A 12905-nucleotide genomic window follows, 5' to 3' on the forward strand; every position below is an offset into this window, starting at 1 on the left:
TCATCACTATACCTCGGTTAAAAATATGGATGTAGGTTTATAGCGTCCTTCAGGATTGAATGCCAGCCCAAACAAAAAACAGTGTAAAAGTTTACTAGACTAAAGGCCTGAAACTAGAAAAAGAGCACCAGGATCTTCTTGGCCACGATAAACATCCCGTCTACCGCCGGGAAAAGGCCTGCTTTTAGCCTGTCAACAAGGGGTGAGTTCCCCACGGCCTTGGGTTTTAGTCCAAAACGTCTAAGCCTATTATTGAGCTTCATGGCACCTGTCCATTTCATCGTCTCATTTGAGTGGAAGAAAATCGACATAGTAATTGAAATGTCCTCCGGCCCATTTTTTACGTAGTGACCAGAGACAAAAGGAACATGAACGGCATCTCCGGCCTTAAAATTAAATTTGTGAGCAAAACGATCGAGCTCCTCTCGCCAAGGAATTAGAAGAGCGGTCAAAATGAAAAGGAGTTATGGCATTAGGAGAAGCAATAAAGAGCCAGATCATGGGCTCCAATACCTTGTTACCCGTTTTATTTAACTTGAGCAGTTCACTGATATCCGCCAGTAAATCTCCATAAAGTTCTTTAAAAGATGGATGCAGCTCCAGATTTCTGGCGGCAATGTAACAGTTAGAAGTCCTGATGGTTTCAATGATCTCATTTAGATCGAGTTTTTTTGTATCGTTATCCAAGGCATCGTCAAAGTTGACTCCTAAGTCGTTAAGCCCTTTTGAAAACATCACCTTGTCTTTGGGAAGTTCTTGAAGAATTTTAGAAATGCTCTCGATAGTTAGGGCCGGGTGATCCGCCATTGTATGGCGAAACTCAAACGGTCCGCGGTCTAGTTTAAAGTTCTCAAAATCCCCTGCGAAACATTTAAAACTCTTCATTGTCCTTGCCCTATTTTTTCAAAAATATATTTCTTAAATGCCCATTTAACTGCGATTCAAAATCGCGGAAACTATTTTTCTTATTGCTCATAAAAGTCGTCGAAGAATAAAAATAATTCTCGCGTTTAAGAGCATCCAGCCAGGACTTAGCAGAGTTAAGAGCCTCTCTTGGTCCTGAATTATTTGCAATCGCCTCTTCTAAAACTTTAAGTTTTTTAAAAGCATGCAATCCTTCAGTGGCAAGTTCAAATCTAAGAGCAGATAAGAGCTTTCCATCTTTGGTCGGATAGAACATAACCACATCTGCTTCCCTTCCGTCAAAGTCGTAATATGGATAATTGTTAACTGCATTTGCATGCCACTCTAAGTATTGAGATAAGCCGTTTAAGCGGGCGATATATAATCCCAATCCAAAAGAAAAGCGCGGGTCATCTAGGTTGGCTGCCGAAGCATTATAAAATCCCCAGCGAAGACGGTTGTCTTTTAATCTTGAAATATCACCTTTTGAAAGGCTGGAATAAAAGCCATAAGTAAAATAGCTATTCAGTTTTGCCGAGTCTCCACCGTGGAATGATCCAAATCCTCCCAATGGCATAAAAGGGAAATGCTTGTTTAATTTTTTGGCCAGCTCAATATCAGAAGCTATTTTATCCGAATAACCTCCGGCCTCATCACTGAAGGTGTGAACGATTTTTGGCCATTCTTTTTTGCTCATTAACGATTTTAAATCTGAAGCCGATTTGGCGAAATAATCATCGTCTGACATTCCAGCAGGCTTCTTGTTGAGATCAATCATTGATTGAGGAAATTGTCCGCCGTAAGAATAAACTGTATCAATTCCCCACTTGGCACTTTCTTTAAAAAGATCATTTAAATCCGAAATATCTTCAGGAAGACCTGTAAAAGTTGTAAAGCCCGCCTCACCAAGCTTATTTAAGGCCATATGGCGGTACTTCTTTCTGATTTCGTTATAGCCCCCGCGTGGATAATAGCTATACGGCAGAGGATCCAGTCCGAAAAAACCTACTGGAAATTCAATTTTAGGAAGAGAATAACTTAAAACAGCAATTTCCGTTGGAAGACTAATTTGTTCACTGCCTTTATGGATAATAACAGTTCCTTTAAAAATCCCTTTAGGAGTTTTATCGCTCAATTTCACCTGAAGCCATAAGTACTTATTCTGTCCTTTTTTGACCACGACAGAAACATCGCTCATCGGCCTTAAGTATTTTCCGGTTAAAAGATAGGTCTCGTGGTTGATGTCCGGTGATGTGTATTGAAACACCAGATCACTGACACGCACTTCTGAGCCTTTAATTTTTTCACCTTTTCCGTTGGTAAAATCGCTAAAGCTCCAGCTTAATTTTTCATCATTTGCACTTCCGGCCGTTAACTGTAACAGTTGATAAGGAGTATCTCCGGCGCCACCTTGAAACAATAAAGAAGTCCCGGAAGCTTTCTTAACTGCTACTGGATTTAAGTAAAGATCAGGCTCAACAATGACTGCTTGGAATTTTTGTGCAGGATTTACTACCTCATTCTTGGCAATAGAATGAGTCATCCAATCAAATTCCTGCTTGTTTCTTTTTTCCAGAGCACTCTTATAGGCCAGCCCCTGAACATCGGCATTTTTGTTCCAAAGCACCAGTGAGTTTAAAGATACACCTGTCGCATCCCCTTCAAATTCAAGGTCAAGAATTCCATTAGAAACTTCTACTGTTTTATCAATTGTGTGAAACACTTTTGATAAATAAAGGTCGTAAGGATGATCAAACGGCTCAGGAGTGATACTTTCAAAACGCAGCAGATCGCTGACAAAATCAGAAGCAGACCCGCGAGTTTCTTTAAAGACTGGCGCTCCGTTGGCATAGACAGTTCGGTCTGACCAGAAAGGAACATCCCAGTATCCCAGCTTATCAACCACCAGATTCATCTGATATTTTCCGTTTGGAAGTTTCACTCTAAAGTGCCCACCTAAAATTCCAATCGTATGTCTCAACATTTCACTGGCATATTGAGAGTCTTCGACTCGCCAAAACTTAGGCTCAACAAAACCATATCCACGTTGATCATTATAAGCTGTTTGTGTCGTTACCTGAGTCAGATTAGTGTTGTTATTGGCCTTGTGAGAAGTAAAGTCGAAGGACTTTACACCTTCTGGAATGGCCGGCATAGGATTTGAGACCAATGAAATATTATCAATTAAAAAATCTTTCTTCTCAAAAGTGCTTTTTGAATCCGGGTCAATGACGATAAATATCTTTTCCAGCTTGCTTAAATTTACCGAACGGTTGAAACGATGAGACCCTCTCTCTCCTACAAATTGCGTGAGTGAAAAATTGAGTTTGTTCCAGCCCGGAGCAAGCGTTGACTTATGATTAACCTGAGACCAGTAATTTGTCGTCTGATTATCGGCCAACGTCAGGTAGAAGTCAGTGTAATTGTCATTTGGATTAAAGACATCCATTTCAATGCGATCGTAAGCTGACCAGTCTTTAACCGGCATTTTATCAACTTTAAAATTAAAAAACTTTTGCGGAGTAAATGTCCCCGCTTTATTCTTTAAATCAAAAGGATGTCCGGATTCACTTTTGTCAAAATTATAAAGAGTTTTTTTTGCCTGAGTTTTGGAGATGTATCTTTTTTCCTGCCCCAGAACTAAAGGTACAGGTGCTTCAACAGAAACCTTATCACTGCCGCTTTCAACTTTCTCAAGGTAGAAGTCGTCTACCCAAATCTGCCCGGGAGATTTCAAACGAAACCAGACCGTCAGGTCTGATGCTTTAACTTTTATAGTGTATTCGATTTTCCTCCAGTCGTAGTCTCCACTTAAATCCATAAATGGTGACACTGTACCGAAGCCGCCGTCGTAAAAATGCCAGAAAGAAGCTCCTTCTGCGCCTTTTTGTACATCTTTTGCTCTGACATATGTAATGACTTTATAAATGCCCGGCGAAAGGTCATTCCAGGTAAAATACGCTGTTTCGCTTTCTCCCCAATCTGTCGAAAGCCAAAGACTACCTGTCTCTTTGCCGCGTCCCTGGTCTGTGACATAAGCGCCGGAACCTTCCCCATAAAAACTCCACTGCGGCTCCTTAGGAGTGAAGCTGAAGCTTTTAGAGTAAGCGCATCCGACTAAAAGAGAAAAACTCAAAACCGATGAGAGTAAATACTTTGTTTTCATAGTATATGTAGATTAAATTAATTTTTTTAAGACTTCAATCAGCTCCGGGCTCTCGATGAATTTTTCATGTGAGGCCGAAATTTCATAAGTGCGAATTTCTCCTTTCACAATACCATCCCATCCAAGTAGAGGATCGCTATACCATCCCACATTCTCGACATTAGCGCGAATCAGGTCAATATCACCTTCGTAGCGTTTTTTAGGATAATACTTCCAAAGGGCCCTATAGTTCGTTGACTCAATTTCATGCAGTAAAGCAGGCAGAGGCGGAAGCTTTCCAAAAAATCTCCAAACAGCTATTTGAGAATTTAGGAAGAACTTCTTTGACTTTATCAGCAATGCACTTTTTACTTTTTCAAGAAAAGTGCGCTCGTCTTTTGCGACATAGTTTTGCAGATCTAAATTAGGTCCAAAAGTATCGAACATAATAAGCTTTTCAATTTTTTCACCGGCATCCATCAACTGAATCGCTGCTTCAAAGGCCACCATGCCCCCCATTGATCCACCTGCAAGTAGATAAGGTCCTTCTGGCTGAATAAGCCTGATTTCTCTAACGTAAGCACGGGCCATCTCTTCAATGGTCTGCAATGGAAGATCATTAGCATTTAGAAGACCTACCGACTGCAAGGCCATTAAAGGTCTGTCATTTTTTGCTGCCGGCATTAAGGTAATATAATTCAGAACATTCCCACCCACTCCGTGAAAACAGAAGAATGGATTTTTCTTTCCTGAAGCTTTAATGATGACCAATGACTTATAAATTTGAAGCGTCTGAGGCATTACATTGGCCGCTGACTCATAGACAGGCACAGTTGTCTTTTCAATTTTACTGTAAACACTTGTTTTAAATTTTTCAAAACTAGAAGCTTCAATCAACAAGGCCAGTGGAAGATCAAGGTTATATTTCTCAGAAATCTTAGCGTACATTTGAACGGCAAGAAGCGAGTTTCCGCCGACATCAAAGAAGTTATCATTCGCCTTTAAATCACTAATGCCCAAGACATCCATCCAGGTCTTTTTCATAAATGTATCAAACTCATCCTGAACGCTCGCGCCTTCACTCACTTTAGTTTGAGCTAATGGCTGCATTTCAACCGGAGTATTTTCTGCGATCTTGACTGCGTTCATTTTCGTTAAGGTCTTTTTATCAATCTTTCCATTTAAGGTCTTAGGAAGATCGTCAATCGCAATAAAATGCGATGGAATCATATAGGCCGGAAGAACTTTAACTAACTGCTCTCTTAATTTTCTTTCTTCTAGTGCCTGCTTGCTCTTAATGTAAGCCACAATTCTCACGTCACCAGCTCTGTACTCGCTAGTGATCGCTGCTGCTTCTAAAACTCCATCAAGTTTTGCAATCTGAGCTTCAATTTCTCCAAGCTCAATTCTGTAACCGCGAACCTTTACTTGTCCGTCGTTTCTGCCCAGGCATTCTAATTCTCCGTTTGCTCTAAAGCGCGCCAGGTCTCCGGTCGCGTACATTTTAGCACCCGGGATAAAAGGGTCTGCAACAAAACGCTCTTCAGTTAAATCACTTCTGCCGAAGTATCCTTTAGCCAGGCCAATTCCTCCAATGAAAAGCTCTCCACTCGCTCCAATCGGGCGGTGTTTATGGTTTTCATCAAGGACGTATAAAGTTGTGTTGTCAATTCCACTTCCAATCGTGATCACTTCATCAGTTGGAAGAAGGCGCTTACAAGAGGACCATACAGTCGTTTCTGTCGGCCCGTACATATTCCAGACTTCAAGACAGATTGACGTTAATGTTTTTGCCAGGTCAATTGGGAAGGCCTCGCCTCCGCATAGGATCTTAAGCGATTTATCCCCTTTCCAGCCTGAAGCAAGAAGCAATCTCCATGTCGATGGAGTCGCTTGCATCACTGAAATCTTTTTGGTTTCCAGAATCTTCTTTAGAGCTTGTCCGTCCATTGCTTCCGAACTAGTTGCCAGATAGACAGTTCCTCCAGAAATTAGTGGAAGATAAAGTTCCAAAACGGCGATATCAAAACTTAGGGTTGTGACGGCCAGAAGTTTGTCGTCATTTTTCATCAAGTTCTTATGTTTCATTCCCAATAGGAAATTGATGACTGATAAATGTCCTAGTTCAACACCTTTTGGTTTTCCGGTTGAACCTGAAGTATAGATAACGTAGGCCGTATCTTCGAGTGAACTTCCAACATCTTTTAATTCATAATCGTATTTAGGATCGGTGATGAATTCTAATGTTAAAAGATTTTGTTTTATTAAAAAGCGCGACGCCAGTGAACTTTCTGTAATAAGAGCTTTTGGATTAGAGCTCTCAATCATGTAATCCAGGCGTTCCTGAGGGAAGGCCGGGTCTAGAGGAACATAGCCAGCTCCTGCTTTAAGAGCTCCGAAGATGGCAATTAATAAATGAAAATCGCGTGTAAGAGAAATACCGACCAGGTCTCCTCTTTTTACACCTGACTCAATCAGCTTATTTGCACAGCGAGTGGATAATTTATCCAACTCCCCATAAGTCATCTGACCTTTAGAAGTCTCAATTGCAACCTTTTCCGGATTTCGTTTTGCATTTTCCATAAACAGCTTATGGAAAGGAACAAAAGTCGACATATCGTTGGCAGTGTTGTTCCACTCTTTTAGGATAAGTTCCTGTTGTTTTACCGGAATTGAATCAACATGCTTTAAGGGCATATTTTGATTTTTAAACAATCCATCTAAAACATGGAAGAAACAATCTGCAAATCTCTCAATCGTTTCCTGCTTGAAAAGATCGATGCGGTATTCGAAGCCACCTTCAATTTTATCAGTTCCGGCATTGATCCATAAATCTAAATCAGTATGAGTCGAAGCGCGGTCAATCTCGACGAATGAATAAGGTGATCCATTTAATAAAGGCACTCTCTCTGTAATGTCTTTATATGAGAAGAATGTCTGGAAAACCGGAGAACGGCTGGCATCTTTAATTTGCGGTATCTGGTTTAAAATAACCTGAAATGGCACAAGCTGATGATCCAGAGACTCCGTCGTATTTTTAGAAACAATTTTTAAGTTTTCCTCAAATGATTTTGAATGATCAATCACTGACCTTAAGGCCAGCGTGTTCACAAAATAACCGATCGTCTGCATGACTTGCTCGTGTTGGCGTCCTCTCACCGGAATCCCCACGATCACATCACTTGCTCCGTCTTCTTGATCCATATAGCGGGCAATGGTTGTCTTAAACGCCGTTAGTATGACGTTAAAAACAGATGTCTGATGGTTTCGAGCGTAATCGCGAACCAACTTTGCTCTTTCTCCCGAAAGAGTAAATGGAATACTTGCCCCATTATGTGAGGCCACTAAAGGTCGCTTGAAATCCGCCGGCAATTCTAAAACAGGCAGCGGAAGAGAAAGTTTCTCTTTCCAGAAATTGACTTCATGATTTAAACCGCCGCTGGCAATTAAATTTTCCAGCCACACAGTGTAATCAATATAAGTGTTTTCAGGATCTTTATTAAAACGTGGCACTTCACCTTTTGCCAAGGCCGAATACGCTGTATTTAGCTCTTCAAAGAAGATTTCAAAACTCCAGCCATCCCAGATTGCATGGTGAACCACAAAAGAGAAAATATAATCATCATGCCCCAGCTCATAAAGCTTTGCTTTAAAGAGAGGTGCTTCTGAAATATCAAAGAGGACTTTAGCGTCTTTTTTAATTTGATTGATGGCCTCATCTTCACGGGCCTTCACGACCTCAAGGCGAGGTTTAAATATCGCTTCGTTTTCACCCAGGACTTTTTGCATCAACATCCCTGACTCCATCTTTAAAACAGTTCTAAAAGACGGGTGTCTGGCGATCAGGCAATGAAGGGTTTTCTCCAGCGCATTTTTATCGAGTTTTGACTTCACTCGCATTGCCGCTGGAAGATTGTGCATAATAGTCGATTTATTAACGCCTTCTAAAAACCAAATTTGCAGCTGGTTTCTGCTGACGCTAAAGCTACTTAAATCAGACTTGGCGATCACTGGGAGGTGCACTTCACTTGTGGCCGCTGCCTTCTCCAAATGACTGGCAAGAGTCATGATTGTCGGGTAATCGTTAATATCTTTAATTGAAACAGGTCTCTTTAAAAGATTTTTTAACTGGAAGACCACTTCAATGACATAGAAAGAGTGTCCACCGATGGCAAAAAAGTTATCTTCAACACTGATGTCATTTTTATGAAGAATTTTTGACCAAACTTCCTTGATCACTTTTTCTGTTTCTAAGTTTCTCTTAAGATTTTGTGCCGGCTCTACTTTTTGAGTTGAGTTGACTTCTACAACAGAGTTGCCAGAAGCGATCTTGGCCGCATTCATTTTCGTTAAGGTCTTTTTATCAATCTTTCCATTTAAGGTCTTAGGAAGATCGTCAATCGCAATAAAATGCGATGGAATCATATAGGCCGGAAGAACTTTAACTAACTGCTCTCTTAATTTTCTTTCTTCTAGTGCCTGCTTGCTCTTAATGTAAGCCACAATTCTCACGTCACCAGCTCTGTACTCGCTAGTGATCGCTGCTGCTTCTAAAACTCCATCAAGTTTTGCAATCTGAGCTTCAATTTCTCCAAGCTCAATTCTGTAACCGCGAACCTTTACTTGCCCGTCATTTCTGCCCAGGCATTCTAATTCACCGTTTGCTCTAAAGCGCGCCAGGTCTCCGGTCGCGTACATTTTAGCACCCGGGATAAAAGGGTCTGCAACAAAACGCTCTTCAGTTAAATCACTTCTGCCAAAGTATCCTTTCGCCAGGCCAATTCCTCCAATGAAAAGCTCTCCACTCGCTCCAATCGGGCGGTGTTTATGGTTTTCATCAAGGACGTATAAGGTAGTGTTGTCAATTCCACTACCAATCGTGATCACTTCATCAGTTGGAAGAAGGCGCTTACAAGACGACCATACAGTCGTCTCTGTCGGCCCGTACATATTCCAGACTTCAAGACAGATTGGCGTTAATGTTTTTGCCAGGTCAATTGGGAAGGCCTCGCCTCCGCATAGGATCTTAAGCGATTTATCCCCTTTCCAGCCTGAAGCAAGAAGCAATCTCCATGTCGATGGAGTCGCTTGCATCACTGAAATATTTTTGGTTTCCAGAATCTTCTTTAGACCTTGTCCATCCATCGCTTCTGAACTGGTTGCAAGATAGATGCTTCCGCCGGAGATTAGTGGAAGATAAAGTTCCAAAACGGCGATATCAAAACTTAGTGTTGTGACGGCCAGAAGTTTATCATGAGGGGCCATGAGATTTTTATTCTTCATCGCCAGTAGGAAATTGACCACTGATAAATGCCCTAACTCTACTCCTTTTGGGTTTCCAGTTGATCCAGAAGTGTAAATGACATAGGCCGTATCATTAAGGGATGATTTTACATCTTTCAGCTCGTAATCAAGTGCAGTGTTATTAATAAAATCAGAAACTAGGTGCACTTTTGTATTTAAGAAACGAGGGGCAAGACTTTCTTCTGAAAGAAGAGCTTTTGGGCGGGCACTTTCAATCATGTAATCTAGTCGCTCTTGTGGGAAGGCCGGGTCTAATGGAACATAGCCAGCTCCCGCTTTTAAGGCACCAAAGATAGCAACTAATAAATGAAAATCTCGGGTCAGAGAAATACCTACCAGGTCTCCTCTGCCAACGCCCAACTCCATCAATTTATTTGCACAGCGAGTGGATAACTTATCCAGCTCACCATAAGTCATCTGGCCTTGCGATGTCTCAATCGCCACCTTCTCAGGGGTGATTCTCGCATTTTCCATAAAAAGTTTATGGAAAGGAACAAATCCTGACATATCGCTCGCTGTATTATTCCACTCTCTTAAGATGAGAGTTTCTTGCTGGCGAGGAATCGGTGAAAGATTTTTTAGAGCAGTGCCCTTATTATCAAAAAGCGCATTTAAAACATGGAAGAAACACTCTTCAACTCTTTCGATTGTTTCTTTCTTAAAAAGATCTACACGGTACTCAAATCCCCCTTCAATCTTTTTATCACTTGCTTTAATCCATAGGTCTAAATCAGTATGAACGCCTTCTTTATCAATATTGATTTGAGTGTAAGCCGTGTTGTTTAACATCGCTCCACGGTTACTTACGTCTTGGTAAGAAAAGAATGTCTGGAATAAACCAGGGTGACCGTTTTCTCTAATCGGCGCCACTTTATTAAGCACCATCTGAAAAGGTGCAAGCTGATTATCAAATGCTTCAAGAGCGGTTTGAGTGACAGTTTTTAAGTTTTCTTCAAACGAATGACCTAGATGCAGGGCCGATCTAAGAGTTAAGGTATTAACAAAATACCCAATCGTCTGCATGACTTCATCAGCAGGTCTTCCGCGCACAGGAATCCCTACGATAATATCTTTGATATCTGACTCTTGATCAACATATCTAGCGAGAGTCACTTTAAAGGCCGTCAAAAAGACATTAAAGAGCGATGAGTTCTGCTCTTTAGCGTATCTTCTGAGTTTCGCTGACTGATCTGCTGTTAGGGTAAAGAAAATACTTTTCCCGTGATTATTTGCCACCAGCGGTCGTTTGTAATCGAGTGGTAGCTCTAAAACGGGAAGAGTTCCCCTTAGTTTATTTTCCCAAAAAGAGAGCTGAGAAGAGATTTTCTCCTGAACAATATGGTTATTTAACCAGCTCGTATAATCAATATAAGAGACTTCAGGATTTTTTTCAAAAACAGGATTTTCCCCTCTGACCAAGGCCGAGTAAACAACATTGAGCTCTTCAAAGAAAATATCAAAGCTCCACCCATCCCAAATCGCATGATGAATCATAAAATAGAAGACAAAATCTTCATGCCCAAGCTGATACAACTTAGCCCTGAACATTGGGGCTTCTTCTTTATTAAAGACATACTTTGACTCTTTATCTAAAAGAGCATGAATGTTTTCTTCTGTGGCATGCAGAAGCTCAAGCTTAAAATGAGAGACTAAGTGAGCATCATAAACTTTTTGATTGAGCACTCCATTTTCAGAAACGATGGCCGTTCTAAGCGATGGGTGCCTATTCATTAAGAATTGAATTGTTTTTTCCAGAACTTTTACATTCAGTGCACTCTTAACCCTGATTGAGGCAGGAAGATTGTGCATGGTCGTATGAGAATCAAGCTCCTCTATATACCAAATCTGTTTTTGATTATGACTCACCGGAAAAGTCGTAAGCCCGGTTGGAGTGATTTTAGGAAGCAGAACCTCTCTCGATTTCTCCAGAGTTCCTGCGATATACTGACCCAACTCCAGTATTGTTGGGTGTTCAAAAATATGGCGGATATTAATCGGTGTTTGAAACTCGCCTTCCAGCAGTGCCGCCACTTCGATGGCCAGGAGTGAATGCCCTCCAATGGCAAAAAAGTTATCGTCTACGGTAATGGCGTTGTCTAAAAGAACCTGAGTCCAGATGCGCTTAATTTTATCTTCTATATCAGGATGGCGCTTAGTGACCTTCTCTGCCTTTTTCTCTGAAACTTCTTCAGTTTTATCTGACGGAATTTTTAAATTAGGCAAGTTAAAATCCAAAATCCCTTTAGTTGAATTGTGAATCACTAGATTCATCAAATCAATGTAAGACGAAAGCCAGTTTTCAATCGTTGCTAAACTAAAAAGATTCGTATTGTACTGGCACTCTAAAATTAATTTATCACCGGTGCTTACAGCATTGATGAAAATTTCAAAGTTATCATACTCTCTGGCAATAGTTGTATATGAAGCTTTTACGTCCTCAAACTTGAGCCCCTGATCTGGAGCTTGTTGATCAATATTGAACACCACATTTAAAAGCGGCATTTGAGAAGGATCACGTTCAAGATTTAAATCTTTAACCAGAGGTCCATATGAATAGAACTGATGATCAAAAGCATCCAGCATTTTTGATCTGGTCGATTTCATATATTGGTTAAACGGAGTGTTTTCTTTAATCGTCGTTCTCAGAGGAAGAAGATTAACCATGTGACCGATTAACTCATTTTGCTCCAGCGCCGGCTGAGAGGCCGAGGCCATACCAACCACGATATCTTCAGATTTTGAAAGTTTAAAAAGTAAAAGATTAAAGACCGAGATCAAAGTGCTGTAGAAACTGCACCCTTGAGAGTTCCCAAGCTTTTTCATTCCTCTGACTGTGTCCACTGGAATAACCATGTCGTAGCGGGCGCTATTAAATGTCCTGAAGCTTGGTCTTTTATAGTCGATTGGAAAATTATTTGTTTTTAACGGCGTTTTGAATTCATTAAGCCAATAAGACTTATGTTCGCTATTTAATCCATTTCTATATTCATAAACAGCAAAGTCAGCAAACTGAGGTGTTGTTTCAGGGACAACTATCTGCCCTTTACAAAGGGCCACATAAAACTGACTTAACTCAGTTAATAGAATCGCCAGTGACCAGCCATCACAAACAATGTGGTGAGCGGAGAAAAGAAGTGTGTAACTTGATGATGATGTCTTAACGAGAGTCGCGCGGTAACAAGGCCCGCGAACCAGGTCGTATTTAAATTGAACTTCAGCTCTTTTTAAAGTCTCCAGCTCACTTCTATTTCTACCGGTATAATCAAGATACTTGATGGGCGTGTCTTGGTAGGCCTTAACAAAAAAAGTTTTACCGTCTGCGCTGAAAGCAGCTCTTAAGGCATCGTGTTTTTTTATCAATTCCTGATAAGCAAGATTTAAAACGTCACAACGAAGGTTTCCGTCAAAATCAATAGCAAGCGATTCGTTATAACATAACGTCGCCTGCCCATCCATTACGATTGAAGCCCAAATTTCTCTTTGAGCTTCAGTTGATGGCACGGCCTTGATTAAAGGCCCTGATTCGAATGGATCATAAGTGACTTTTTTCATT

4 protein-coding genes are annotated in these 12905 nt (G+C 40.9%); all 4 read right to left on the reverse strand.

What is annotated here, in order from left to right:
- Window positions 1-113: 113 nt before the first annotated feature.
- The 4 genes from ACN20O_RS03295 to ACN20O_RS03310 are packed head-to-tail and all read right to left on the reverse strand — an operon-like array spanning window position 114 to window position 12904.
- Window positions 114-452: a hypothetical protein gene (locus tag ACN20O_RS03295; protein ID WP_491637192.1), complete on the reverse strand. Its 339-nt coding sequence runs from the start codon at window positions 450-452 to the stop codon at window positions 114-116.
- Entirely contained in the window at window positions 394-885 is a 492-nt protein-coding gene (locus tag ACN20O_RS03300; RefSeq protein WP_491637194.1) for a hypothetical protein, read from the reverse strand. The genes ACN20O_RS03295 and ACN20O_RS03300 overlap by 59 nt, the downstream gene beginning before the upstream one ends.
- A 10-nt stretch (window positions 886-895) precedes the next feature.
- A complete protein-coding gene (locus tag ACN20O_RS03305; RefSeq protein WP_491637196.1) occupies window positions 896-4069 on the reverse strand; it encodes a hypothetical protein in 3174 nt (1057 codons plus the stop codon).
- 12 nt (window positions 4070-4081) lie between these two features.
- On the reverse strand, window positions 4082-12904 hold the full coding sequence (locus ACN20O_RS03310) for an amino acid adenylation domain-containing protein (RefSeq protein ID WP_491637198.1): 8823 nt from the start codon (window positions 12902-12904) through the stop codon (window positions 4082-4084).
- Window position 12905: the final 1 nt, after the last annotated feature.

The organism is Bacteriovorax sp. As-1 (assembly GCF_058446905.1).

Bases quoted from the DNA above. Each gene is read 5' to 3' on its own strand.
- ACN20O_RS03310 (WP_491637198.1), bottom strand. From the start codon at position 12,904: ATGAAAAAAGTCACTTATGATCCATTCGAATCAGGGCCTTTAATCAAG.
- ACN20O_RS03305 (WP_491637196.1), bottom strand. From the start codon at position 4,069: ATGAAAACAAAGTATTTACTCTCATCGGTTTTGAGTTTTTCTCTTTTA.
- ACN20O_RS03300 (WP_491637194.1), bottom strand. From the start codon at position 885: ATGAAGAGTTTTAAATGTTTCGCAGGGGATTTTGAGAACTTTAAACTA.